Origin of the sequence: Roseateles sp. (genome assembly GCF_039595595.1) — a bacterium.
GTDB lineage: Bacteria > Pseudomonadota > Gammaproteobacteria > Burkholderiales > Burkholderiaceae_C > Roseateles.
On record NZ_JBCNLG010000041.1, the window covers coordinates 1 to 24646 of the forward strand.

Sequence of the window (24646 nt, forward strand, 5' to 3'; positions counted from 1 at the left end):
CATCCGGCCTGAAGCAACAACTGGATCGCGACGCGATCGGTCTGGCTCAGATGCGAGTAGTGAGTTCCCATTTGCGCGACACCTTACAAGATGCGAGGTGTCGCACTTCAACCTTGAGCCGGCCCTGTGTCTTTGCGGTGTCGCTCCAACCCTTCGTCTTCAAGAGGCGAGCCGTTGGTCGCGCAGATTTGCAAGGTGCAACCAGCTGAATTGAGTTCCTCCAGAAAGATGTAGAAGGCATTCGACGAACAGTCGGGTCGATTATTTTTGGGGAACTCTTTGTCGGGGTTGATATGGTGGGCTGATTTGATCCTGGATAGCGCACTCTCGAGAGCAGGGAGTGAATCCTCGGGTACTGTCACTGCTCCAATCGAACTCCATTGTTGAGCCCCTTTATGAGGCGCGAAGATGCCAGATTCGTCGATGAATATTTGCATGGCCCTCCCCTGGGCTTGAAGAATCAACCTGTTTTTTTGAGACGTCAGTCCGGGGGCGTCTTGGGCCTTGGCCGCAGTTGGCCAGAATGACGTCTGCCAAACCGACGGTATGTGAGGCGCGGGCATGGAGTCCGCGAAAGAGCGGCGTGAGAGTACGCGTTGAATCCGGATCAACGCGTGCACTTTCTCGCTACGAAACGGAGGGAGTTGACTGCAACCCCTGAACGGCCTGATCGCCGTGCACGGCTGATTTTTCTGGCTGAAGAATCAGCGGCTCACTGCGTCGACCGCATCCAGCACCGCCTCCGGCGTGGCCGGCGCGCGCAGCGGCGGATCGCAGCGCTGCGGGCCGCAGGCCGCGACCGCGTCCTTGATCGCCAGCAGCACCGAGAACGGCAGCAGCAGCGGCGGCTCTCCGACGGCCTTCGAGCGATGGATGCTGTCCTTTGCGTTCGGCGCGTCGTAGAGCGCGACGCGGAAATCACACGGCATGTCGTTGGCCGTCGGAATCTTGTAGGTGCTCGGCGCGTGCGTCAGCAAAAGGCCGGACTGCGGATGCCACACCAGCTCCTCGCTGGTGAGCCAGCCCTGGCCCTGCACGAATGCGCCCTCGACCTGGCCGATGTCCAGCGCCGGATTCAGCGACTGCCCGACGTCATGCAGCACGTCGGCGCGCAGCACGCGCGTCTCGCCGGTCAGCGTGTCGACGAGCACCTCGGCCACCGCCGCGCCGAAGGCGAAATAGAAGAACGGATGCCCTTGCAGCTTCGCGCGGTCCCAGTGCAGCCCCGGCGTGGCATAGAAGCCGTCGCTCCAGAGCTGGATGCGCTCCAGATACGCCTTCGCGACCAGCTCCTGGAAGCTGATCGCCGCGGTGCCATCAGCGGCGCGCACCTCGCCACCATCGAAGACCAGCGCGTCTTCACCGCAGCCCAGCAGCCGCGCCGCCAGTGGCTGCAGCCGCTGGCGGATCTTGCGCGCCGCGTCCTGCGCCGCCTTGCCGTTCAGGTCCGAGCCGGTCGAGGCCGCCGTCGCCGAGGTGTTGGCGACCTTGCTGGTGTCGGTGGCGCTGGCGCGCACCTGCGCGGCCGGGAGGCCCAGCTCGTGCGCGACCACCTGCGCGACCTTGGTGTTGAGCCCCTGGCCCATCTCGGTGCCGCCGTGGTTCACCAGCACCGAGCCGTCGGTGTAGACATGCACCAGCGCGCCCGCCTGATTCAGATGGACGACGTTGAACGAGATGCCGAACTTCACCGGCGTCAGCGCAAGCCCGCGCTTGAGCACCGGACTCGACGCGTTGAAGGCGGCGATCTCGGCGCGCCGCGCGTGGTAGCCGGAGGTCTCGACCAGGCGGTCCGTCAGCGGCTGGATCTGGTTGTCCTCGACCCGCTGGCCGTAGGGCGTCAGGTCCTGGCCGTCGCGATAGAAGTTGCGCTGCCGCACCAGCAGCGGATCGAGCCCCAGCCGGCGCGCGACGCCGTCCAGGATCATCTCGATCGCGAGCGCGCCCTGCGGCCCGCCGAAGCCGCGGAAGGCGGTGTTGCTCTGGGTGTTGGTCTTCGCGCAGTAGCCGTGCATCGCCACGTTCGGCAGCCAGTAGGCGTTGTCGAAGTGGCAGAGCGCGCGCGCCATCACCGGGGCGGACAGATCGGCGCTGTGGCCGCAGTTGGAGATCAGGTCGATCTCGGCGCCGAGGAGGCGCCCCTCGTCGTCGAAGCCGACCGACCAGCGGTAGTCGAAGCCGTGACGCCGGCCGGTGATCAGGAAGTCGTCGTCGCGATCGACGCGCAGCTTGACCGGACGGCGCAGGCGGCTGGCCGCGATGGCCGCGATGCAGGCGAAGAGCGCCGACTGCGATTCCTTGCCGCCGAAACCGCCGCCCATGCGCCGGCATTGCACCGTGACCTGGTGAGACTGCCAGCCCATTGCATGCGCGACCAGCTGCTGCATCTCGGACGGATGCTGCGTCGAGCAGTGCAGCAGCAGCGCGTGGTTCTCCTGCGGCAGCGCGTAGCTGATCTGGCCCTCGAGGTAGAACTGCTCCTGCCCGCCGACGGCCCATTCGCCATCGAGCCGGTGCGGCGCCGACGCCAGTGCCGCCGCCGCGTCGCCGCGCGCCAGATGCATCGGGGGGATGACGTACTGCCCGATGGCATGGGCCTCGCGCGCGGTCAGCACCGCGGGCAGCGGCGTCGCGGCGATCGCCTGCTTCGCCATGGCCGCGGCGCGGCGCGCCAGCTCGCGATCGGTGGCGATCACCGCGTAGACCGGCTGGCCGAGGTAGCGCAGCTCGCCGTCGGCCAGGATGGGATCGTCGTGGACCAGCGGACCGCAGTTGTTGTGGCCAGGGATGTCCGCCGCGGTCAGCACCGCGACCACGCCGGGCTGGCGCCGCAGCAGGTCGACGTCGACGGAGCGCAGCGTCCCGTGCGCCAGCGGCGACAGGCCCAGCGCCGCATGCAGCGTGCCGTGGGCTTCGGCGATGTCATCGGTGTAGAGCGCCTCGCCGCTCACGTGCAGGTGGGCGGCCTCATGCGCGCGGCTGACGCCGACCTGCGGTTGCAGCGCCGGCGCGGCGTTCACGCCGACCGGAAAGTCCAGCGGCTTGTTCATGCGACGCTCCGCTGCAGGTTGATGGCCTGCCAGACGCTGGCGGACTCGGCGGCGAGCGGCGCGTTGGCGCGCGTCTCCAGCCAGAAGCGGCGGATCAGGTTGGCCGCCGCGCGCTCGCGATAGGCGGCGCTGGCGCGCAGGTCCGTCATCGGCGTGAAGTCCTCCCGCAGCGCCTGCGCGGCGGCGAGCGCGGCCGCTTCGTCCCAGGCGCGGCCGTTCACGGCGGCTTCGGTCTTGGCCGCGCGCTTGACGATCGCCGCCATGCCGCCGAAGGCGAAGCGCGCCTCGCGCGCCACGCCGTCCTCCAGCCGCAGGCTCAGCACCGCGCAGACGGCGGAGATGTCGCTGTCATAGCGCTTGGCCAGCTTGTAGCCGCGCAGCCGCGTGCCGGCGCGCAGGGCGGGGACCTCGAGCGCCTCGACGAACTCGCCGGGCTCGAGCGCGTTCTTCATGTAGTCGAGGTAGAAGTCCTCGAGCGGCAGCACGCGCCGCGAGGCACCGCGCCGCAGCGCGATGCGGGCGCCGAGCGCGATCAGCGCGGGCGCGCCGTCGCCGATCGGCGAGCCGTTGGCGATGTTGCCGCCCAGCGTGCCGGCATGCCGCACCGGCGGCGAAGCGAAGCGCAGCCAGAGCTCGCGCAGCGCCGGCACCCGCGCGGTGAGCGCGGCCCAGGCGTCCTCCAACGAGGCCGCCGCGCCGATGCGCAGCGCGCCGTCGGGGCCGGCATCGATGCGGCGGAGTTCGTCGACGCGGCCGGTGAGGATCACATCGCCCAGCTCGCGCTGCTGCTTGTTGACCCACAGACCGACATCGGTCGCGCCGGCGACCAGGCGCGCCTGCGGCATCGCCTCGCGCAGCGCGGCCAGTTCATCGACCGAGCGCGGCGCGAAGACGCGCTGCGGCGCGCCAGTGCGTGAAGGCGCTTCGTAATGCAGCGACGGGTCGTCGCGCAGCGTCCGCAGCGCTTGGGCGATCGGCTCGCGGTCGAGCACGCGCGCGGGCGCCTCGAACATGCGCTCGCCCGCGTCGAGGATCGGCCGGTAGCCGGTGCAGCGACACAGGTTGCCGGCGATGTCGTCTGCCAGTTCCTGGCGCTCTGGCCGTGTGCCCGCAGCCTGATGGCGTTCGTAAATGGCCTGCATCGTCATCGCGAAGCCCGGCGTGCAGAAGCCGCATTGCGAGCCGTGGCAGTCGACCAGCGCCTGCTGCACCGGATTCAGATCGGCGCTGCCCCCAAGGTCCTCGACCGTCAGCAGGGCCTTGCCATCGAGCATCGGCAGGAACTGGATGCAGGCGTTGACGTTGCGCAGCTCGACCGTCTTCCCCTCGGCGTCCAGCTCGCCGACCAGCACCGTGCAGGCACCGCAGTCGCCCTCGGCGCAGCCTTCCTTGGTGCCGGCGCAGCGGGCGTGCTCGCGCAGGTACTGCAGCACCGTGGTGGTCGGCGGGAGTCCGGAGACGGCCTTCAGCTGGCCCTGGTGGACGAATCGGATGGGACGGGGAGTGGTCATGGGAGCGACGAATGCAATTACCCCGAACGGTACTCCTGCGGGTTCTCCATGGTTATACGATGGTGCATATAACCTCTATATGCCATTGACGATGTCGGAAGAGCTGAACTTCGACAAGATCGACCTCCTTCTGGTGCGGGTCCTGCATACCTTGATTTCCGAGCGCAGTGTGTCCAGGGCCGCGATGCGGCTCGGCAGCACGCAGCCCGCCTTGAGCGCGCAGCTGCGGCGTCTGCGTACCCTGACGGGCGATCCGCTGCTGGTGCGCAGCGGCGCCGGCATGACCCCGACGGCCACGGCGCTGGAGCTGCTCGCGCCCGCCGAGCGCCTGCTTCGTGAGGCCGATGAGCTCTTCGGTGCGCGGCTGCGCAAGTCGGCCTTCGATCCCGCGACGGCCGAACTGCGCTTGCGCATCGCGGCCAGCGACTACCTCGACCCGCTGTTCCTACCGCTGCTGGTGGCCCATCTGCAGCGTCTGGCGCCGGGCGTGCAGCTGGATCTGCAGCCGCTCAACGCCGACTTCGATTACCGCGCCTCACTGGCGCGCGGCGAGGTGGACCTGGTGATCGGCAACTGGCTGGAGCCGCCCGGTGAACTCCACATGGGCCGGCTGCTGGTGGACGAGGTCGTCTGCCTGGTGAGCCGCGACCACCCGGCCGCGCGCATGGCGCCGCGCGCCTGGACGCAGGAGCGCTACCTCGATTGCCAGCATCTGGCGCCGATGCCGCTGAGCCGCGGCCAGCCGGGCGTGATCGAGCAGCACCTGGCCTCGCTCGGCCTGGAGCGCCGCATCGCGGTGCGCTGCGCCCATTTCGGCCAGTTGCCGCAGATGGTGGCGCGCAGCTTGCTGGTGCTGACCACCGGCCGCCTGTTCTGCCATCGCTACCTGGATCAACTGCCGGTGACGGTGCTGCGCTGCCCGGTGGCCTTCCCGCCGATGACGTATTACCAGCTCTGGCACGACGTGAGCCACAACAGCGCGCCGCTGCGCTGGCTGCGCGAGCAGGTGCGCGAAGTCGCTCGCGAGCTCGTGCCGTGACCTCGGCCCTTCCGCCTTTCCTTTCCTCCTTGTTTTCCTGATCTCCGACGCATGACGACCGACCGCTCCACCGCTCCGGCACGCCTGGCCCTGAAGGGCGACCTGCTCGACTTCACCGCCGCGCCGCAATGGGGCCGCGTCGACGATCCCGCCGTGCGTTTCCGGCCCGGTCACTGGCTGCTGATCGAGAACGGCCGCATCGCCGGTGCGAAGGCCGAGGATCCGGGCGAGGGCTGGGCCCGCGAGGATCACAGCGGCCGGCTGATCCTGCCGGGCTTCGTCGACACGCATGTGCACAGTCCGCAGCTGGACGTGATCGCGTCGTATGGGACCGAGCTGCTGGACTGGCTCAACACCTACACCTTCCCGGCCGAGCAGCGCTACATGGACCCGGAGGTCGCGCGCTTCGGCGCGGACCGCTTCCTCGACGCGCTGCTGGCGCATGGCACGACCTCGGCGGTGGTGTATCCGACGGTGCACAAGGTCTCGGCCGACGCGCTGTTCGAGGCCGCCGCGGCGCGCGGCATGCGGCTGATCACCGGCAAGGTGCTGATGGACCGCCACGCGCCCGAGGGCCTGCGCGACGACGTGGTCCAGGCCGAGCGCGACTGCCTGGACCTGATCGCCAAGCACCACCATCGCGCGCGTCTGGCCTACGCGGTGACGGTGCGCTTCGCGCCGACCAGCACGCCGGAGCAGCTCGCGATGGCCGGCGCGCTGTGCCGCGCCGATGCCAGCCTCTACATGCAGACCCACGTCGCGGAGAACCGCGGCGAGGTCGAGTGGGTGGCCCAGCTCTTCCCCGAGGCGCGCAGCTACCTGGACGTCTACGACCGCGTCGGCCTGCTGCATCCGCGCGCGGTGCTGGCGCATGGCATCTGGCTCGACGACGAGGACCGGCGCGTGCTGGCCCGCACCGGCGCGCACATCGCGCATTGCCCGTCCTCCAACCTGTTCCTGGGCAGCGGGCTGTTCGACTGGCCCGGCGCGCTGGCCGCGGGCGTGCGCGTGAGCGCGGCGAGCGACGTCGGCGGCGGGACCTCGCTGTCGGCGCAGCGCACGCTGGCGGACGGCTACAAGGTGCAGGCGCTGCGCGGTCAGCGGCTCACCGCCTGGGCCGGGCTGCACGCGGCGACGCTGGGCGCGGCCGAGGCCCTGGGTTTGTCGGAGGAACTGGGCCACTTCGGCGTGGCTACACTGGCCGACGTCTGCATCTGGGACTGGGCCGCGGGGCCGGTCGCCGAGGCCCGCATGGACCTCGCGCGGGACCCGCATGAACGGGCCTTCGCCTGGATGACGCTGTCGGACGATCGCAACCTGGTGGCCAGCTACGTCGCGGGCGAGGCGCGCTACCGGAGATCCTGAGGACCCTGCCGCCCCCATGACACCGCCACGCCTGGAACTCCGCCACATCAGCAAGCAGTACCCCGGCGTGAAGGCCAACGACGCGGTGTCGCTGTCGGTGGCCGCGGGCGAGATCCACGCGGTGCTGGGCGAGAACGGGGCCGGCAAGTCCACGCTGATGAAGATCATTGCCGGCGCGGTCGCGGCCGATGCCGGCGAGCTGCTCTGGGATGGCGCGCCGAGGGCGATCCGCTCGCCCGCGCAGGCGCGGGCGCTGGGCATCAGCATGGTCTACCAGCACTTCTCGCTGTTCGACTCGCTGACCGCGGCGCAGAACATCTGGCTGGGGCTGGACAAGGCGATGACGCTGGACGCGGTCCGCGCCCGCGTGCGCACGCTCTCGGCCGAGTACGGCCTGCCGCTGGACCCGGAGCGCCCGGTGCATGCGCTGTCGGTGGGGGAGCGTCAGCGCGTCGAGATCCTGCGCGCGCTGATGACCGCGCCGCGGCTGCTGATCCTGGACGAGCCGACGTCGGTGCTGACGCCGCAGGCGGTGGAGGCGCTGTTCGGGACGCTGCGCCAGCTCGCGGCGCAGGGCTGCGCGATCCTCTACATCAGCCACAAGCTCGACGAGATCCGCGCGCTGTGCCATCGCTGCACGGTGCTGCGCGCGGGGCGCGTGACCGGCGAGGTCGATCCGCGCGGGCAGAGCAACGCCAGCCTGTCGCGCCTGATGATCGGCGCGGAGCCGCCCGCGCTCGCGCCGCGCGCGGTGCGGGCGCAGGCCCCGGCGCGGCTGCGGGTGAGCGGCCTGAGTCTGGCGCCGGAGACACCGCACGGGACGGCGCTGGTGGACCTGGCGCTCGAGCTGCGGCAGGGCGAGATCCTCGGCCTGGCCGGCGTGTCGGGCAACGGGCAGCAGGAGCTGCTGCGCGTGCTTTCCGGCGAGGACCGCCGCGCCGCGCGCGGCGTCGTCACCTGGATCGCGGATGACCCATCGAATGACGCGTCGACTGACCCGTCGAACTCGCGGGCCGCGGCCGGCGCCGTGAACCGCATCACCGATCTCGGACCGCTCGGACCGGCCAGGCGCCGCGCGCTCGGGCTGCACCACGTGCCGGAGGAGCGGCTCGGACGCGGCGCGGTGCCCTCGATGTCGCTGGCGCAGAACACGCTGCTGACGCGGCGCGAGCCCGTTGGCCGGCTCGGCCATGTGTCGACGGCGAAGGCGGCGGCGCTGGCGCGGCGGCTGATCGAGCGCTTCGGCGTGCGCGCCTCCGGGCCGCAGGCCTCGGCGCGCAGCCTGTCTGGGGGCAACTTGCAGAAGTTCATCATGGGCCGCGAGATCGACGCGGCGCCCAAGGCGCTGATCGTCGCGCAGCCGACCTGGGGCGTGGACGTCGGCGCGGCGGCGCAGATCCGCGCGGAGCTGCTCGCGCTGCGCGACGCCGGCTGTGCGCTGCTGGTGCTGAGCGAGGAACTGGACGAGCTCTTCGAACTCAGCGACCGGTTGATGGTGATGGCGCGCGGCCGCTTGTCGCCGGCGATCCCCGTGGCCGAGGCCACGGTGCAACGCATCGGCCTGTGGATGAGCGGACTGTGGGAGGACTCGCATGCCGAGGCTTGAACCGCGCGCGCGGCCGTCGGCGGCGATGTCGCTGGCCTCGCCGCTGATGGCGCTGGCGCTGACGACGCTGATCGGCGTCGCGATCTTCATCGCGCTGGGCAAGGACCCGCTGCAGGGGCTGCGCATGTTCTTCTGGGAGCCGCTGCGCAATGGCTACGCGCTCGGCGAACTGGGCTTGAAGGCGACGCCGCTGGTGCTGATCGCGCTGGGGCTGGCGGTGGCGTTCCGCGCCAACGTCTGGAACATCGGCGCGGAGGGGCAGTTCGTCGCTGGCGCGCTGGCGGCGGGCTGGGTCGCGATGCAGGCCGATGCCGGCAGCACCAGGCTGATCCTCGTGCCGATCCTGCTGGCCGGGACGCTCGGTGGCATCGCGTGGGCATCGATCGCGGCCTTCCTGCGAGACCGCTTCCACGCCAACGAGATCCTGGTCAGCCTGATGCTGGTCTACATCGCGGAGCTGCTGCTGCAGTACCTTGTCTATGGCCCGTGGAAGGACCCGGCCGGCTACAACTTCCCGCAGACCATCACCTTCCTGCCGGCGACGCAGCTGCCGAAGCTGTTCACCGGTACGCGGCTGCACATCGGCGTGTGGATCGCGCTGGCGGCGGTGATCGGCTGCTGGTGGCTGCTGTTCCGCTCGATGGCCGGCTTCGCATTGCAGGCGGGCGGCATCGCGCCGATGGCGGCGCGCTACGCGGGCTTTTCCTCGCGCGCGGCGCTGTGGGGCGCGATGGCGCTCTCGGGCGGGCTGGCCGGCCTGGCCGGCGCGCTCGAGACGGCGGGGCCGCTCGGCCAGCTCACGCCCTACGTGCCGGTGGGCTACGGCTTCGCGGCCATCATCGTGGCCTTCGTCGGCCGGCTGCATCCGGTGGGCATCGTGCTCTCGGGGATCCTGATGAGCATGTTCTACATCGGCGGCGAGCTGGCGCAATCGCGGCTCGGCTTGCCCAAAGCCATCACCGGCGTGTTCCAAGGCTTGCTGCTGTTCTGCCTGCTGGCCTGCGACACGCTGATCCACTACCGCGTGCGGCGCGCGCCGGCGGCGCTGGACGCGCCCGCCGGCATGCCAGCCGACATGGCAGCCGACATGGCAGCCAAGGAGGCCCGCTGATGGAGGCGTATGCGCTGCTGATCGCCGCGACGCTGAACGCCGGCACGCTGGTGGCGCTCGCGGCGCTGGGGCTGCTGATCAACGAGCGGGCGGGCGTCGTGAACCTCGGGGCCGAGGGGATGATGCTGGTCGCCGCGATCGCCGGCTTCGCGGCGGCGGTGCACAGCGGCAGCGATGTCGTCGGCTTCCTGGCCGGCATTGGCGCGGGCGCGTTGATGGCGCTGGCCTTCGGGCTGCTGGCCGTCTATCTGAACACCAACCAGTACGCGACCGGGCTGGCGCTGAGCCTCTTCGGCGCGGGCTTCTCGGCCTTCGCCGGTCAGAACTATGTGCAGGCGAAGCTCGGACCGCGGCCGTCGTTCGCGGTGCCGGGTCTTGCCGATGTCCCCTTCATCGGGCCAGCGCTCTTCAAGCAGCATCCGCTGGTCTACGGTGCGGTCGCGCTGACGGCATTGCTCGCGTGGGCCCTGACGCGCACGCGCGCGGGCCTGGTGCTGCGCGCGGTCGGCGAGTCGCCGGAGTCGGCCCATGCGCTGGGCTATCCGGTGCGGCGTATCCGGCTGATGGCGGTGGTGGCGGGCGGCGCGCTGTGCGGGCTCGCGGGTGCCTACTGCTCGGTGATCTATACGCCGCTGTGGGTCGAGGGGATGATCGCCGGCAAGGGCTGGATCGCGCTGGCGCTGACGAGCTTCGCCACCTGGCGGCCGGCGCGTGTGCTGCTCGGCGCCTACCTGTTCGGTGGCGTCACCATGCTGCAGTTCCACCTGCAGGGGCAGGGCGTGCAGGTGGCGAGCCAGTTCCTGAGCATGCTGCCCTACCTGGCCACCATCGTGGTGCTGGTGCTGATCTCGCGCAACGAGGGCTTCATCCGCGCCAACATGCCAGCCTCGCTGGGCCGGCCTTTCCACCCCGGCGGCTAGGCGCGGCAGGTGCCGCGGCTCGCCGCGTTCCGTCCTTCGATCACGACTTCGCTGGAGAACCCATGTCCGTCCGATATCCGCGTCCGATGCTCCGCCGTTCCCTGCTGATCGCCGCGTCGGCGGCCGCTGCGCTTGCGCTGGCCGCGTGCGGCAAGAAGGATGAGGCGCCCGCCGGCGCCGCGTCCGCGCCGCAGGCGGGCGGCGCCTCGGCCGGCGGTGCCGCGCCGCTCAACGTCGCCTTTGCCTACGTGGGGCCGGTGGGGGATGGCGGCTGGACCTTCGCGCACGACAACGCGCGCAAGAAGCTGGAGCAGGCCTTCGGCGGCCGCATCAAGACGAGCTTCGTGGAGAAGGTGCCCGAGGCGGCCGATGCCGAGCGGGTGTTCCGCGACCTGGTGCAGCAGGGCAACACGCTGATCTTCGGCACGACCTTCGGCTACATGGAGCCGATGATGAAAGTGGCGGCCGACAGCCCTGAGGTGAAGTTCGAGCACGCGACCGGCTACAAGCAGGCGGCCAATCTGCGCAGCTACGACGCGCGGACTTACGAGGGCGCGTACATGGCGGGCGTGGTCGCGGGGGCGATGACGAAGTCGAACACGCTGGGGGTGGTGGGCTCGATCCCGATCCCGGAGGTGATCCGCAACATCAACAGCTTCACGCTGGGCGCGCAGAGCAGCAATCCGAAGGTGACGGTGAAGGTCGTGTGGGTGAACGAGTGGTTCAACCCGCCGCAGGAGACCAATGCCGCGCAGACGCTGATCAACGCGGGGGCGGACGTGTTGATGCAGAACACCGATTCGAGCGCGGTGCTGCAGACGGCGGAGAAGAACGGCAAGTACGCGTTCGGCTGGGACTCGGACATGAGCGCGTATGGGCCGAAGGCGCACCTGGGGTCGGCGGTGATCGACTGGTCGCCGTACTACATCGCGACGGTGAAGGCGGTGCTGGAGGGCAGCTGGAGCGCTGGTCCGGGCAAGCACAGCTGGTGGGGCGTCAAGGAGGGCGCGATCGACCTGGTGTCGCTGAACGCGGCCGTTCCGGCGGAGGTGAAGGCCAGGCTCGATCAGGTCAAGGCGGGGCTGAAGGACGGGAGCTTCGTGATCTGGAAGGGGCCGATCGCCGGGCAGGACGGCAAGGAGGTCCTGGCCAAGGACGCGGTGGCGGACGACAGGTTCCTGCAGAACATCAAGTTCTATGTGAAGGGTGTGGAGGGACAGGTGCCGGCGGGGAGGTGAGGGGAGCGGCGGGCGGTCCGGATTGGCGACGCGCGTTCGCACGCTTCATCCTCTCATTCCAACCGTCTACCCCGTCCGAGCGGCACCGCATCGCACCCGCATTGGCAAGGCCCGGCCCCCGCCTACAGTGCGCGGATCCCGAGGCATCCCCGGGTCATCAGGAGAGGAGATTCCAATGACGATGAAGCATTCGATCCGAGTGCCGCTGACTGTGCTGTGTCTGGCCGCCGCGGCGTTCGCCGCCAACGCGGCGCCTCTGGCCGCCGACGCGAAGCCCCAACTCGCCGCGAAGGCGAAGGCCGCGAAGGAGGCGCCGGATCGCCCCGCCAAGCGCTACACGATCGAGCAGTTCATGGCCACCACCACCGTGGCCGGCGCGTCCTTCTCTGCGGACGAGAAGCGCATCCTGTTCCGCAGCAACGCCAATGGCGTGTTCAACCTCTACAGCGTGTCGGTGGATGGCGGCGAGCCCGTCGCGCTGACGAACTCCACCACCGAGAGCCACACCGCCATCGGCTACTTCCCGCATGACGACCGCGTGCTCTTCACCCGCGACCACGGTGGCGACGAGCTCGACCACCTCTTCGTGCGCGAGCTCGACGGCACCGAGCGCGACCTGACCCCGGGCGACAAGCTCAAGGCGGACTTCCTCGCCTGGGCGCGCGACGGACAGTCCTTCTACGTCACCAGCAACGAGCGCGATCCGCGCTACTTCGACCTCTACCGCTACGACGCGAAGACCTACGCCCGCACCCTCGTCTACCGCAACGAGAACGGCCTGGCCGTGGCCGACATCAGCGGCGATGGCCGCTGGATCGCGCTCGAACGCGTGCAGACCCAGGCCGACACCGACGTGCTGCTCCACGACACGCAGACCGGGCAGACCACCCACATCACGCCGCACAAGGGCGTCGCGGCCTACGCGGCCGCCAGCTTCGATCCCGAATCGAAGACGCTGCTGATGCGCTCCAACGACGGCAGCGAGTTCAGCCGCCTGATCGCCTACGACCTGGCCAGCGGCCAGACACGCGAGGTCGAGAAAGCGGACTGGGACATCGAGTACAGCCTGTTCTCGCAGGACGGCCGCTATCGCGTCACTGGCGTGAACGTCGACGCGACGCTGACACCCCGCATCGTCCGCACCGCCGATGGCCAGCCGGTCGCGCTGCCGCCGCTGCCCGGCGGCGAGGTGCGCGGCGTGGTCTTCTCGCGCACCAGCGCGCGCATGGCCTTCTTCCTCAACGGCGACCGCTCGCCCAGCAACCTCTATGTCTACGACTTCGGCACCCGCAAGCTGCGGCAGCTGACGCGCACGCTGTCCAAGGACATCGATCCCGAGGACCTGGTCGAAGGCCGCATCGTGCGCTTCAAGTCCTTCGACGGCATGACCATCCCCTCGGTCTTCTACCTGCCCAAGGAGGCCTCGCCCACGCACAAGGTGCCAGCCGTGCTGTTCGTGCATGGCGGCCCGGGCGGGCAGACGATGCGCGGCTATTCCTCGCTGATGCAGTACCTGGCCAACCACGGCTACGCGGTGCTGGGCATCAACAACCGCGGCAGCGCCGGCTACGGCAAGAGCTTCCACACCGCCGACGACGGCAAGCATGGCCGCGAGCCGCTGTGGGACTGCGTCGAGGCCAAGACCTTCCTCGCCGCCACGGGCGTGATCGATCCCGAGCGCATCGGCATCATGGGCGGCAGCTACGGCGGCTACATGACGCTGGCGGCGCTGGCCTTCCGGCCCGAGGCCTTCAAGGTGGGCATCGACATCTTCGGCGTGTCCAACTGGCTGCGCACGCTCGAGTCCATCCCGCCCTACTGGGAAAGCGCGCGCCAGGCGCTGTACCAGGAGGTCGGCGACCCGGTGAAGGACAAGGACTTCCTGATCGCGACTTCACCGCTGTTCCACGCCAAGGAGATCCGCAAGCCGCTGCTCGTGATCCAGGGCAAGAACGACCCGCGCGTCATCCAGGTCGAGAGCGACGAGATCGTCGAGGCCGTCAAGAAGAACGGCGTGCCGGTGGAATACCTCGTCTTCGATGACGAGGGCCATGGCTTCAAGAAGAAAAGGAACCAGATCGAGGCCAACCGCCGCATGCTGGAGTTCCTCGACCGCTATCTGAAGCCGTGATCCCGGAGGGAAATCCGTGAAGAGTTGCACGGTTTACAGCCTGTTGCCGTGCCCCCCGCAACCTTCGGCAGCATGCATCCCCAGCAGCCCGGCCACGCGCCGGGCTCTTTTTGTCCGAGAGAGAGAAGCGCCCGGACAGGGCGTCGGGCGGACCACGAGTCCGCGACGCGGGTGGGGCGTTCTACAAGATGGGGGAACCAGTCATGCGATTCGAAGGAACGTTGGACAGCTGGTACGCGGAGCGCGGCCATGGGATGGTGAAGCCCGATCAGGGCGGGGATCCGCTGTTCGTGCATGTGTCGGCCTTTCCGATGGACGGCCAGTCGCCGCAGGAAGGCGAGCGCCTGAGCTTCGAGGTTGTGTCCAGGAGTGACGGCAGCAAACAGGCGGTGCGCCTGCAGCGCCTGCAGGAGTTCAAGGTGCCGTCGCAGCTGCGGCCCGCGCGCACCGGATCGCGCCCGCCGCGGCCGATCGCGCGCCGCCGCACCTCGCCGCTGACCTGGATGGTGCTGGTGCTGCTGGCGCTGGGCGTCGGCGCCACCGTCTGGGCCCCCGCCAGCCACGCCATCTCCACGGAGGCCGCCCAGGCCCGCCGCTGAACCTGTTGACTCCTTGGAGCTGGCAGATGCAGCTCCGCCGCGCTCGCGCAGGCGCTGTGCTCCGCTCTTTTCAGGCTGCCCCCGGGCAGCCTTTTTTGCGTCCGTGAGCCGGGGGCCGCTCAGACCTTCAGTTCGAGTCGCACGGTCCAGACCGTGAAGCTGCGGCCGGTGCTCTCGCTGGTGACGACGCGGCCCGGCGTGGTGGCGATGCTGCCGTTGCCGTAGGTCAGCGGCAGCAGGTTGCTGGCGGCCACGCGCACCGCGACCGCGGGCGAGAAGGTCCACATCGCGGAGACGTCGATGACGCGCTTCTTGTCGATCTCGTTGAGCACCTGGGCGCTCTGCTGCAGCAGCGTCGACGGCGTGTAGTTCAGCGAGGCGCCCAGCGTCAGCGGAATGGATCGCAGGCGATAGTCGGCGCCGAGGTTGGCGGTGTAGCGCGGCTGCTGGTCGAGCCGGTTGTCCGGCCCCGGGATGCCGTCCACCGACGAGTCGAAGAGCGAGAGGTTGCTGCGCACGTTGATGGGCAGCGCGTCGGCGAGGTATTCGTCGAGGCGGAACTTGGCCTCGAGCTCCACGCCATAGGTCTTGGCGTTGCCGATGTTGCGCGGCCGGATGACGTAGCGCGGCACTGGCGAGTACGGCACGGGCTCGAGCACGGCCTGGCTGCGGATCAGGTCGGTGATGCGGCGATAGAAGAAATTCGCGCTGAGCAGGCCGCCCTTCGAAAGGTATTTCTCGTAACCGATCTCGACACCCGTCGCGAGCTCGGGCTTGAGCTCGGGGTTGCCGAGGCGGTCGGGGTAGTTGATCAGGTTGGGGCCGCAGACGACGTCGGGCGGATGGCAGGTGTACTGGCTGTTGATGCTGAGCCGGCCGATGACGTCGTTGAGGTTGGGCGCCTTGTAGCTGCGGGTGAGGCTGGCGCGGATCTGCTCGCGGCTTTTCTCGTCGATCTTGTAGACGGCGTGCAGCAGCGGGGTGAGGACGCGGGAGGTGTTCTTCACCGGACCCTGGTTGTTGCTGCTGTCGGTCTGGATGGCTTCCCAGCGCAGGCCGGCGTAGAAGCCCCATTGCTTGCCGAGGCTCCATTCGTCTTGCGCGTAGACCGCCAGGCGCCGGGTGGAGGCGGAGACGTTGTCGCCGAAGTCGGCGAGGTAGGCGCAGTTGTCGCTGAGCAGGGTGCGGCCATCGACCTCGGTGCAGCCGCGGGTCTGGTCGCGCTGGGTGCCTTCGCCCTCGACGCCGGCGACGAGGCTGTGCTCGTTGTCCATCTGGTGCGTGAGCTTCCAGTTGAGGCTCCACTGCGTGTCGCGGCTGTGGGTGGTGTCGTCCTGCAGGCGGTAGAAGGGCAGGCCGGAGTTGGAGAGGTCTTCCTCGCGATGGGAGGCGCTGTCCATCGTCATGCGGCCGGCGCCAATGCGCGTCTCCATGCGGGTGTGCTCGCCCAGGCGCCGGTTCCATTGGACGTTGAGTCGTGCCATGGCGGCGCGGCTGGTGGTGTCGGTGGCGTAGGCGTCGTACTTGATGCGCTCGAAGTCGCCGGCGGGCAGGTCGGGGGACTGGGTCTGGGCGGCGGCGCTGCTGCCGCTGCCGCGGTTGACCATGACGAAGGGCTGGAAGGCGAGCGTGTCGCCGCCGTCCAGGCGCAGCTGCAGCCGGCCGGTGAGGTTGAGTGACTTGCGTTCGTCGCGCGTCTGGCCGAGGGTCTGGAGCAGCGTCTGGCGCTGCAGCGCGCCAGAGGCGGGGTCGAAGAGGCGGGTGACGGAGAAGGACTCGATGTCGTCGACGCGCTTGTGCTGCATCGCGTTGACGGTGAGGTTGTAGGCGCCGCCGTCGTCGAGCTTGTCGTTGCGGGTCCAGCTGAGGTGCGGGGTGACGTGATCGCGCTCGAAGGTGGAGGCCAGGCGGACCTCGTTGAGGCGGCGCTGCAGGGCCTCGCGCAGCACGACGTTGATGGTGCCGGCGATGGCGCGAGCGCCGAACTCGGCGGTGGGGGCGCGCATGACTTCGATGCGTTCGATCTGTTCGGGCGGCAGCTCGTCGAGCGAGAAGCCCGGCGGCATGCGCTCGCCGTTGACGAGGATCTGGGTGTAGCCGCCGCCCATGCCGCGCATGCGGATCTCGCCGCCGCGGCCAGGACGGCCGCCGGTGGTGACGCCGGGCAGGCGCTTCAGGACCTCGCCGATGGTGGCGTCGCCGTAGCGCTCGATCTCCTCGCGGCCGATGACGATCTTCGAGGCGGTGGAGGCGCGGCGCTGGTCGTCGTCCCGGGACGTGCCCTGGACCTCGACGCGGTCGAGCTGGGTGGGCGAGTCCGCGTTGTCCTTGCTGGCCGGCGGCGCGGCGCGCGCGGGCGACTTCGCGGCTGGGGATGCAGGCGGCGTGGCCGGTGCGGCCGAGGGAGAGGACGGCGCGGACTGGGACCAGGCGGCGGTGCTCAGGCCCAGCATCAGGGCGATGGAAAGCGGCTGCAGGGCAGGGCGGCGGATGCGTGTCATCGGAAAGCAATGGCGATGCAGGCGCGGCCGATCTGGCGATGGCTGGGACGGAAGCGCGGAGAAGTGAAGCGGCGAGTGCGGCGCGTCAGAAGGAAGGCCGGTCGCGGAACGGGCCGAAGGATCGCACGGTGTACGTTTCGTGACGAAGGCCGGGACGGACTTTCAACCTTCTTTACTTGAGGTGATGGGCGGGCGCGACGCGGGTGCGGGAAAACCCGGAATGCGGTCCTGTGCTCGCGGGGTTGCGGCAGCGGCGCAGTGCCACTGATCGAAGCTATTGAAGGTCGAAATCAAGAGGACAACATGGGCCGCACGCCTGCGCTCGTGCGGGCGAGGAGTGCTTTGATGTTGGACCTGCTTGATCTGGAAAAGGTGCGCGCGGTAGGGCCGCGGCGATTCCTGTTTGTCTTCGCGCTCAGCTTGGCGATGCTGTTCTTCGGCTTGTTCGTCGCCGCTGGCGTCATCACGGACGGTCAGTACAAGGCGGATCGTGGCCTCCTCATCACCAGCCTCGTCTATGGTTTCGTGATGACCGCAATCTTCGGCCGCGAGATTTGGCGGCTGTCATCCGAGCAGAACTGACATGGAAGTTGTGGTCCGTACAAGGCGGCCTGCTTCGATGCCTCAAGCAAGAGCGATCAAGTGATGACCAGGTTCGTCGTTTTGGTATGCGCGATCTCGATCGCCATGGCATCGGCCCATCCGCTGCTCAAGCGCCTGTTGAGTGACTTCGGGCGGGAGGAGATCGTGTTCGTCGTTCTTCCGCTGTCTTGCGTCTGCTCGTATCTGATCGGCAGGTTCTTTCAGTCGAATGAGGACAACTTGCTGGAGATCGTCAAGGGCGGTGACAGGCTGGCGGCGATCAAGCGCGCCGTCTTCGGCCGATCGCGATCGCGACGCTGAAATGAAAGAAGCCACCCGCTCGGGGTGGCTTCTTTCTGAAGAGGGTATCCGTGACGCTGGTGACGGGTTCCAGCTTTCTGCCCTATGTCGCAGCCGGTTGTTGTCTCGGATGGGTGGCATTCTGGCCAGCCTGTGTGACGGCCAGTTGACGAAGCGCAAGTGCTCTCTGGCTCAATTCATCGCCGGGCGATTGGCGAGCGGCCGCGTGGACTCGCGCACGATGAGCTGCGGTGGCGGCGGCTGCACCGCCGAGCCGCCCGTCCTCAGCAGGTCCAGCATCGCCGCCGCAGCCCGCCGGCCGAGTTCGACGATGTGCACGTCCACCGTCGTGCGCGGCGGACTCGCATGCGCCGTGTGCAACAGATCGTCGTAGCCGACCAGCGAGATGTCCTCGGGCACGCGGAAGCCGCGGCTGTGCAGCACCCGCGCCGCACCCGCCGCCATCTGGTCGTTGGCCGCGAAGACCGCCGTGAAGCGCGCGCCCGCCTCGAGCATCCGTTCCATCGCCCGCGCGCCGCCGGTCTCGAGATAATCGCCGCCGGCGATCAGCGACTCGTCGACGGCGATCCCCGCTTCCGCGAGCGCCAGCCGATAGCCCGTCTCGCGCTCCTTCGAATCCGCATGCGTCGCGTCGCCGCCGATGAAGGCAATGCGCTGATGCCCGCGCTCGATCAAATGCCGCGTCGCCGCGCGCGCGCCCTCGACGTCGTCGGTCTTCAGCGCATGCAGCCCGGGGGCCTGGAGCGTGCGGCCGGTGACCACGATGGGCAGCTCGCGCGCGAGGTCGACAAGGAAGCCATCCGTCAACCCGCCCGTCAGGACGATGATCCCGTCCACGCGCCGCGACCGCAGCGACGCGATGCAACGCCGCTCCTCCTCCGGATCCCAATGCCCGCTGGAGACCACCAGCGCATAGCCGGCCGGCGTGAGCACCTCCTCGATGCCACGCAGCAGCAGCGCGTAGTACGGGCTCTCGAAGTACTGGGCCAGCAGCCCGATGTTGAAAGTCCGTCCATCGGCGAGCGCCCGCGCGATCGTGTTCGGCACGAAGCCGAGCTCCTCGATCGCCCGGCGGACGCGGCTGGTCTTCTCGGGGCTGACTTGCGCGCTGCCGCTCAGCACGCGCGAGACGGTACTGGACGAGACGCCGCTCGCGGCGGCCACCATGCCCAGCGTGACCTCCTGCGAGGTCGAGAGGAGGGGCTTCTTTCTCTTCATGGGAAAGCGCTTTCAAGGAGTGGTGATCCTACTCCTGGGGGAAGCGCCTGTCTGCGCGGACAGCCGCGCGAGGTGGAAGAATGCAGCCCCATGCCTGGACCGCTCCCACAGGAAGCGGCTGATGGCCGCGGCGGGTCAGGCCAGCTCAGGCCCGCCGATTGCTATGGCCGCTCCAAATACCTTCCAACGCCACCATGCAGGATCGCTTGAAAGTTCTGGTCGCCGATGACCAGCCGGATTCGCTGGAGCTCCTGCGCGAGCTGCTGACGGTCTACAACTTCGAGTTGAAGGTCGCGCCGACCGGGCTCGAGGCGATCCGGATCGGTCTGAAGTGGGAGCCGGACCTGCTGATCACCGACATCGCGATGCCCGACGCCGACGGCCGCCATGTCGCGAGCCGCCTGAAGCTGAGCCTGCCGGCGCTGGTCGCGATCGCGGTCAGCGGCACGCCGCTGAACACGGATTTCGAATCGGCGGAGGACCTGGTGTTCGATGAGTACTTCGTCAAGCCGATCAACTGGGCGCGGCTGCACGCGGTGCTGATGCGGCACGGGGCGAAGGTGGTCGAGCCGGGCGGGGCGCAGCTGTTCGGCGCGGAGCCGGACGACGACGTGCCGACCACCGCGGCGGCGCGGCTCGACGGCGATCCGGACCCGGCGCGATGAGGCGGCTGCTGCATCTCACCAGCCGGCACCGCGCGCCGTCGACGAACCGCGCGCTGGGTCTGCTGCTCGCGTTCAACGCGGGCGCGGTGAATGCGGGCGGTTTCCTGATCCTGCAGCGCTACACCTCGCACATGACGGGGTTCGCGTCGCAGCTCGCCGATGGCGCGGTGCTGGGGCAGGGCACGCTGGTGCTGAATGCGCTGGGCGCGATCCTGGCGTTCCTCTGCGGTGCGGCCGTCTGCGCGATGCTGGTGAACTGGGCGCGCCAGCATGGACTGCGCAGCGTCTACGCGCTGCCGCTGATGCTGGAGGCGGCGTTGCTGTTCCCGTTCGGCCTGATGGGCGCGATCACGCTGAGCTGGCACACGCCGTTCGCGGTGCCGCTGACGGTGCTGCTGCTGGCATTCATCATGGGGCTGCAGAACGCGGTGGGATCCAAGACCTCGGGCGGGAGCATCCGCACCACCCACATGACGGGGAACATCACCGACCTGGGGATGGAGCTCGGGAAGATGCTCTATTGGAACCGGCAGCCCACGGCGAGCCGGCCGGCGGTGCGGCATGACCGCCAGCGCGCCTGGCGCGCGGGCGGGCTGCTGGCGGCATTCGTGCTGGGCGGGGTGGCGGGCGCGCTCGGGTTCAAGCACCTGGGCTTCGTGTGCGTGGTGCCGCTGGCGGCGGTGCTGTTCGTGCTCGCGTTGCCGCCGGTGTCGCGCGATTGGGGGCGGTGGAGAGGCGTGCTCAGGCGGTCCAGATGAGGCCCGCCGCCGGCGCTTGCGCTCAGCGCGGGCTGCTGGCCGGACGCTCGCGCTCCCGTTCCTTGCGTGCGGCCTCGCGGGCCTCGAGTTCGCGCTGCCGCTGGATGCGGTCGCCCTCGTTCGCATTGGCGGCGCTGTGCATGGCCTCGGCGCGGCGCCGGGCGTCGGGGCCGCCGGTGAGGCTGCTCTGCGCGTCGACGGCCTGCTTGCTGATGTTCCAGTCCGCCGCCGAGTAGTTGCCCTGGCCCTTCTGGCATTGGCGCGCGCGGCGGATCTCGTCCTGGACGAAGCGCTTGGCTTCCGGGCTCAGCGAGATCGAGCTGGCCTTGGTTTCCATGCCGGCGATGTCGCGCTCGGACGGGCAGACGTTGTTGGACACGGGTGGGGCGGGCTGGGCGCCGTTCGAGGGCGCCGCCGTGCCGGCGCGCTCCTCGGCGGAAGCGGCCCGGGCCCGTTCGGCGATGGCCGCGCGGTCTGCGGAGGTGTCGACGACATTGCCCTGGAGGGCGCGTTGCGGCAAGGGCTCGCCCTTGTTGGGGCAGGGCTGGTCCGAGTAATGGACCTTGCCGTCGATGACGCATTTCCAGACTTCGGCGTGGGCGGGGGGCGCGGCCATTGCGCTGGCGGCGAGCAGGCAGGCGAAGGCGGTCCGGTGGATCTTTGGCATGTGCTTGTCTCCCTGAAAGGGATCGAACGCGCCGACTCTCGCATGTGTTGACAGGCTGGAGGCAACGGAGGGCAACAGATGGAGCGGCGCCGCTGCGGCTCGGCAGCCCAGCGGCGGCGTGTCGGGAAAACCCCCTCGGCCGCATTGGTGTACTTCCGATTCCCGCCGCATTCGGCTATCAACAGAATTCGGGCATGAAGCAAACGCAAGGCTCGACGACGGCGTCGCAGAACGCTCGAGCTGCCTGGGTCAGGGGAGGCAACCATGTTTGATCGCATCGCGCGCTACGCGCCGCAGATCATCGGCACCACCATGTGCGCGATCGGTCTGTCGCTGATTCCGCTGGGTGGGTTGTTCGACGAGACGGCCTTGCAGCGCAAGACGCGCGAAGTCGCGGCGCAGCGGGAGCGCGTCGCCACGGTCGCGGCCGCGGAGCAGGCGGCGCGATCGTCGCGCGTCCGCGACTAGCGCGAGCCCGTCAAGTCCCCTCCCGCCGCTTCCCCGTCCTGGCCGTGGCCGGCGGCGGATGAAGCGGGCAGCATGCGGTCCTCCGAACCTTCGGCATGGACCTGCAGCATGGCTTTGATCTCTCTTCGGCGGACGCTTGCCGCTTCCATCTGCGCGTGGATGGCGGGTGGTGCGCTCGCTGCTTCTGATGCCGCCTCGCTCGCCACCGACCCGGCGGCCATGACGCAACTGGTCGAGGCGGTGACGCTCGACGTGATCTCCGAGCTCTCCGTCTCCGCGTGCGAGGACATGGGGGTGCCGTCGGCCGCGCAGATGCGCGATGCGTGGGTGGCCTGGCGCACGCGTTATCAGCTCCCGCCGCTGCGCGTGGTCGTCACGCGTGTGATGGAGCGCAAGAGCAGTGATCCGCCGTGGGACAAGCTGGTCGATCGGGTTCGCAAGCGGGTGCTGACGAATGCCACGCCCGATCAGGCTTGCCTCGCGATGGCGCGTGAGTGGGACGGCCCCGGCATGGACATCGCCGCGAAGTATCCACAGGCTGTTCCGGTGGCGCGGGCGCTCGTGCAGGCGAAGCTCGTGACGCCGCCGACGCCGCTCCCAGTGGCTGTCGAGCCGGCGCGGGGCCAGCTCTTGCTGCCGAGCCAGGTGATCGCCTTGACGGCGCAGCGGGGGAGCTGGCTGGCGATCTCCGACGAAGCGGCGCTTCGCAAGATGGGGCAGGTCTACGTGAAGGGCAGGGTGGCGCGCGATCTCCGTCATCCCGAGCGCTTCCATCTCGTTGAGGAGCGCGGCGACCGCCGGGCCGAGCAACTGATCTATCTGAAGTTCAACGCCGAGCCGTGGGTGGGGCGAGAGATCGTGCTGCGCGGGGTGGTGACCTCGCTGAACCGGCTGTCGATGGACCTGGCGGATGCGGCGCTGGTGAACGATGCGTCGGGGCTGACGGTGTCGCCGCTGCCGCAGACGCCGCTGGCTCGCAAGGAGGTGCTGCTTCAGCGCGTGTCGACCGCGCCTGGCCAAGGCTTGAGCGAGAAGGATCTGGTCGCGGTCGTCCTTCAAGGGGAGGCCAACTACAACTACGGCAGCCGTTGGGAGGAGGACGTCAGGTTCCTGTTGAAGGACGGGACGGTGTACCGCCGCACGGAGATGCCGCCGGATCAGCTGAACGTCGCGGCGTCGAGGCAGTTGGAGCCGCAGCGCTGGGGGCGATGGAGAAGCACCGGCAAGGGCTACGAGATGCAGGAGCAGGACGACGAGGGGCGGCCGGTCGGCGAATGGAAGCTGGAGAAGCACGTCGCGGTGAAGCCGTGGCCGAAGGACGCGAGGCTGGAAGGAAGCTTCAGCCGGAGCAGCTTCAACGGGAGCATGGTGACGGGCGGGACGTCAGCGACGCGCGGGATCCGGTTCACGAAGGACGGGCGCTTCGAGCGCAGCTACAGCGCGCTGTCGAGCACGGGGAGCTTGCAGGCGATTACTGGGACGGTGATCGCGGGGTCGTCGCAGGGGGATGGGTCGGGGAGCAGCAGCACCGGCGGAGGGACGGTGGGGACGGGGCTCGGGACGGTCGGTGCGACGAGCGGGACACGGACGAAAGACGATGGGGCGAGCCGGAGAGGGCGGTATCAGCTCGGCGGGTACGCAATCACGCTGGTCTACGACGACGGGCATGAGGAGCGGCTACTCAGTTTTCCGGTGGAGGGGAATGGCCGGAGTGTGTATGTCGGAGGAGGGAGTTACGACCTCTCGAAGTGACCAATCGAAGCGCCTGTTTTGCTGCGCCCCATTTAACCGATCCTGGATTCTGCTTGGAGGGAAAAAATGAGCGGGTATGCGATCTACCGATACTTTGGAGCGCGTCCTTCGAAGTGGCAGAAGGGCGGGTGGCACAATTTTCTGCGCGCCCGCTTATCGGCGGTGGCCCCGACGCCGGGGCTTCCGGTGAAGCCAACAGGGTGCGATTTGTTGCATATTCCTGTTGGTCCTGCCACCTTTCTTTGGCACGCCGCCCTAATGGGTTATGGGCTTCCGGCTCATTACGCATCCGCGTACTTGCTCAAAGGAAAGGCCATGTCGAGTGCAGACGAAATTGAACTGCGCCGCTGGGCCCTCGCCCGAGCTGAATTGATCGAAGCCGCGTATGAGATCACGATATATGGATCTTCCACGCTTATCGTTCGACGGCCGATATATGAACTGCTTGAAAGCTCGGAACGTGGGCTTGTCAGCTATTTATTGGGGAATGCCTTCGCGGAGGTGTGTGTACCGGCGATCAGGGATGGGAATGAGTACGTGACTGGGCCGCTCTATCACAGTAGTCTTCTTGAGCAGGCTGCAAAAATCGGTGTCGAGATTGAATACTATGGAGGTAATCGCATTGATCTCGTAGGGTTTGGCGTGACGCGCTCCGCAAGCTTTTCACTGGGACTGCATCTTGTCGAATGCAAAGGAGTGGAGAACATTTACGAGAGTTGGATCAAGGCCATCCGCCAATGCATGAGTGTCAAGCGCTGCAGGTTTAAGGGGGGAATCTGGACACGGCCGGCTTCGATGACAACTTCAACTACGTTCCACGGCAGCAACGTCGTCCGGAATTCCCTCGGGCCGGTCGGCCCGGGAAGCCGGTGCGCCTTGACCCGCATTACCCATAGATCGTCTTGGTGGGCGGACCTTTGGGATCGACTGATGCATAACGGACCGCTGTCAGCTTCAGACGCGTCTCCAGGTCGTTCGCAAGATGCATATGCCGTAGTTGGCCTGCGGCTGCTAGCGACTGGGCGGTTTCAAGCTTCAAGTGCAACACCTCTGACGAGGTCCAGGGTCAACATTGAGAAGACTTCCTGGGGCGTATGCCAATTCAGAATCTTACGTGGCCGTCCGTTGATTGATTCCTCGATGG

General features: G+C 68.6%; 20 protein-coding genes. 14 read left to right on the plus strand and 6 right to left on the minus strand.

Annotated elements, in window-relative coordinates:
- Nucleotides 1-107: 107 nt before the first annotated feature.
- The 3 genes from ABDW61_RS24880 to xdhA all read right to left on the minus strand — a co-directional run bounded on the left by ABDW61_RS24880 (nt 108) and on the right by xdhA (nt 4561).
- Nucleotides 108-437: a hypothetical protein gene (locus ABDW61_RS24880; protein WP_343642650.1), complete on the minus strand. Its 330-nt coding sequence runs from the start codon at nt 435-437 to the stop codon at nt 108-110.
- 267 nt (nt 438-704) lie between these two features.
- The gene (xdhB, locus tag ABDW61_RS24885) at nt 705-3050 is read right to left on the minus strand and encodes a xanthine dehydrogenase molybdopterin binding subunit (RefSeq protein WP_343642652.1); all 2346 of its coding nucleotides are present in this window, start codon (nt 3048-3050) and stop codon (nt 705-707) included.
- Entirely contained in the window at nt 3047-4561 is a 1515-nt protein-coding gene (xdhA, locus tag ABDW61_RS24890) for a xanthine dehydrogenase small subunit (protein WP_343642654.1), read from the minus strand. Before xdhA ends, xdhB begins: the two co-directional genes overlap by 4 nt.
- Nucleotides 4562-4640: 79 nt before the next feature.
- Here xdhA and ABDW61_RS24895 point away from each other — a divergent pair, with 79 nt between their 5' ends.
- The 8 genes from ABDW61_RS24895 to ABDW61_RS24930 all read left to right on the plus strand — a co-directional run bounded on the left by ABDW61_RS24895 (nt 4641) and on the right by ABDW61_RS24930 (nt 14570).
- On the plus strand, nt 4641-5600 hold the full coding sequence (locus ABDW61_RS24895) for a LysR family transcriptional regulator (protein WP_343642656.1): 960 nt from the start codon (nt 4641-4643) through the stop codon (nt 5598-5600).
- 51 nt (nt 5601-5651) lie between these two features.
- On the plus strand, nt 5652-6965 hold the full coding sequence (gene guaD, locus ABDW61_RS24900; protein WP_343642657.1) for a guanine deaminase: 1314 nt from the start codon (nt 5652-5654) through the stop codon (nt 6963-6965).
- Between the two features lie 16 nt (nt 6966-6981).
- A complete protein-coding gene (locus ABDW61_RS24905; protein ID WP_343642658.1) occupies nt 6982-8571 on the plus strand; it encodes an ABC transporter ATP-binding protein in 1590 nt (529 codons plus the stop codon).
- The gene (locus ABDW61_RS24910) at nt 8558-9682 is read left to right on the plus strand and encodes an ABC transporter permease (protein WP_343642660.1); all 1125 of its coding nucleotides are present in this window, start codon (nt 8558-8560) and stop codon (nt 9680-9682) included. The genes ABDW61_RS24905 and ABDW61_RS24910 overlap by 14 nt, the downstream gene beginning before the upstream one ends.
- Nucleotides 9682-10602 carry an ABC transporter permease gene (locus tag ABDW61_RS24915; RefSeq protein WP_343642662.1) on the plus strand — a complete coding sequence of 307 codons (921 nt, stop codon included), beginning with the start codon at nt 9682-9684 and terminating at the stop codon, nt 10600-10602. The genes ABDW61_RS24910 and ABDW61_RS24915 overlap by 1 nt, the downstream gene beginning before the upstream one ends.
- A gap of 62 nt (nt 10603-10664) precedes the next feature.
- Nucleotides 10665-11840, plus strand: coding sequence for a BMP family ABC transporter substrate-binding protein (locus ABDW61_RS24920; protein WP_343642663.1), 1176 nt, complete (start codon nt 10665-10667; stop codon nt 11838-11840).
- Nucleotides 11841-12021: 181 nt separating this feature from the next.
- A complete protein-coding gene (locus tag ABDW61_RS24925; protein WP_343642665.1) occupies nt 12022-13971 on the plus strand; it encodes a S9 family peptidase in 1950 nt (649 codons plus the stop codon).
- 203 nt (nt 13972-14174) lie between these two features.
- Nucleotides 14175-14570 (plus strand): cold shock domain-containing protein, encoded by a 396-nt coding sequence (locus ABDW61_RS24930; protein ID WP_343642666.1) that lies wholly within the window; start codon nt 14175-14177, stop codon nt 14568-14570.
- A 119-nt stretch (nt 14571-14689) separates the two neighbouring features.
- Here ABDW61_RS24930 and ABDW61_RS24935 read toward each other — a convergent pair whose 3' ends face one another.
- Nucleotides 14690-17071 carry a TonB-dependent receptor gene (locus ABDW61_RS24935; protein ID WP_343642667.1) on the minus strand — a complete coding sequence of 794 codons (2382 nt, stop codon included), beginning with the start codon at nt 17069-17071 and terminating at the stop codon, nt 14690-14692.
- Between the two features lie 258 nt (nt 17072-17329).
- Here ABDW61_RS24935 and ABDW61_RS24940 point away from each other — a divergent pair, with 258 nt between their 5' ends.
- A complete protein-coding gene (locus ABDW61_RS24940) occupies nt 17330-17653 on the plus strand; it encodes a hypothetical protein (RefSeq protein ID WP_343642668.1) in 324 nt (107 codons plus the stop codon).
- 63 nt (nt 17654-17716) lie between these two features.
- The gene (locus ABDW61_RS24945; RefSeq protein WP_343642670.1) at nt 17717-17974 is read left to right on the plus strand and encodes a hypothetical protein; all 258 of its coding nucleotides are present in this window, start codon (nt 17717-17719) and stop codon (nt 17972-17974) included.
- 171 nt (nt 17975-18145) lie between these two features.
- On the opposite strand, the gene ABDW61_RS24950 is transcribed toward ABDW61_RS24945, so the two are convergent.
- Nucleotides 18146-19192 (minus strand): LacI family DNA-binding transcriptional regulator, encoded by a 1047-nt coding sequence (locus tag ABDW61_RS24950; protein ID WP_343642672.1) that lies wholly within the window; start codon nt 19190-19192, stop codon nt 18146-18148.
- A gap of 206 nt (nt 19193-19398) precedes the next feature.
- Between ABDW61_RS24950 and ABDW61_RS24955 the strand changes: the two genes are divergently transcribed.
- Together ABDW61_RS24955 and ABDW61_RS24960 are read left to right on the plus strand one after the other, a co-directional pair.
- Nucleotides 19399-19857 (plus strand): response regulator, encoded by a 459-nt coding sequence (locus ABDW61_RS24955; RefSeq protein WP_343642674.1) that lies wholly within the window; start codon nt 19399-19401, stop codon nt 19855-19857.
- On the plus strand, nt 19854-20615 hold the full coding sequence (locus tag ABDW61_RS24960) for a YoaK family protein (RefSeq protein ID WP_343642675.1): 762 nt from the start codon (nt 19854-19856) through the stop codon (nt 20613-20615). Before ABDW61_RS24955 ends, ABDW61_RS24960 begins: the two co-directional genes overlap by 4 nt.
- Nucleotides 20616-20637: 22 nt before the next feature.
- Here the strand turns inward: ABDW61_RS24960 and ABDW61_RS24965 are convergent, their stop codons facing one another.
- Nucleotides 20638-21282, minus strand: a complete 645-nt coding sequence (locus tag ABDW61_RS24965) for a DUF4124 domain-containing protein (RefSeq protein ID WP_343642677.1) — start codon at nt 21280-21282, stop codon at nt 20638-20640.
- A 264-nt stretch (nt 21283-21546) separates the two neighbouring features.
- Between ABDW61_RS24965 and ABDW61_RS24970 the strand changes: the two genes are divergently transcribed.
- Entirely contained in the window at nt 21547-21750 is a 204-nt protein-coding gene (locus tag ABDW61_RS24970; RefSeq protein ID WP_343642678.1) for a hypothetical protein, read from the plus strand.
- A 108-nt stretch (nt 21751-21858) separates the two neighbouring features.
- The gene (locus tag ABDW61_RS24975; protein ID WP_343642679.1) at nt 21859-23502 is read left to right on the plus strand and encodes a hypothetical protein; all 1644 of its coding nucleotides are present in this window, start codon (nt 21859-21861) and stop codon (nt 23500-23502) included.
- The last annotated feature ends 1144 nt before the right edge of the window (nt 23503-24646 follow it).

Coding starts and splice junctions, on each gene's coding strand:
- ABDW61_RS24880 (WP_343642650.1), bottom strand. CDS start 437: ATGCAAATATTCATCGACGAATCTGGCATCTTCGCGCCTCATAAAGGG.
- xdhB (WP_343642652.1), bottom strand. CDS start 3,050: ATGAACAAGCCGCTGGACTTTCCGGTCGGCGTGAACGCCGCGCCGGCG.
- xdhA (WP_343642654.1), bottom strand. CDS start 4,561: ATGACCACTCCCCGTCCCATCCGATTCGTCCACCAGGGCCAGCTGAAG.
- ABDW61_RS24895 (WP_343642656.1), top strand. CDS start 4,641: ATGCCATTGACGATGTCGGAAGAGCTGAACTTCGACAAGATCGACCTC.
- guaD (WP_343642657.1), top strand. CDS start 5,652: ATGACGACCGACCGCTCCACCGCTCCGGCACGCCTGGCCCTGAAGGGC.
- ABDW61_RS24905 (WP_343642658.1), top strand. CDS start 6,982: ATGACACCGCCACGCCTGGAACTCCGCCACATCAGCAAGCAGTACCCC.
- ABDW61_RS24910 (WP_343642660.1), top strand. CDS start 8,558: ATGCCGAGGCTTGAACCGCGCGCGCGGCCGTCGGCGGCGATGTCGCTG.
- ABDW61_RS24915 (WP_343642662.1), top strand. CDS start 9,682: ATGGAGGCGTATGCGCTGCTGATCGCCGCGACGCTGAACGCCGGCACG.
- ABDW61_RS24920 (WP_343642663.1), top strand. CDS start 10,665: ATGTCCGTCCGATATCCGCGTCCGATGCTCCGCCGTTCCCTGCTGATC.
- ABDW61_RS24925 (WP_343642665.1), top strand. CDS start 12,022: ATGAAGCATTCGATCCGAGTGCCGCTGACTGTGCTGTGTCTGGCCGCC.
- ABDW61_RS24930 (WP_343642666.1), top strand. CDS start 14,175: ATGCGATTCGAAGGAACGTTGGACAGCTGGTACGCGGAGCGCGGCCAT.
- ABDW61_RS24935 (WP_343642667.1), bottom strand. CDS start 17,071: ATGACACGCATCCGCCGCCCTGCCCTGCAGCCGCTTTCCATCGCCCTG.
- ABDW61_RS24945 (WP_343642670.1), top strand. CDS start 17,717: ATGACCAGGTTCGTCGTTTTGGTATGCGCGATCTCGATCGCCATGGCA.
- ABDW61_RS24950 (WP_343642672.1), bottom strand. CDS start 19,192: ATGAAGAGAAAGAAGCCCCTCCTCTCGACCTCGCAGGAGGTCACGCTG.
- ABDW61_RS24960 (WP_343642675.1), top strand. CDS start 19,854: ATGAGGCGGCTGCTGCATCTCACCAGCCGGCACCGCGCGCCGTCGACG.
- ABDW61_RS24965 (WP_343642677.1), bottom strand. CDS start 21,282: ATGCCAAAGATCCACCGGACCGCCTTCGCCTGCCTGCTCGCCGCCAGC.
- ABDW61_RS24970 (WP_343642678.1), top strand. CDS start 21,547: ATGTTTGATCGCATCGCGCGCTACGCGCCGCAGATCATCGGCACCACC.
- ABDW61_RS24975 (WP_343642679.1), top strand. CDS start 21,859: ATGGCTTTGATCTCTCTTCGGCGGACGCTTGCCGCTTCCATCTGCGCG.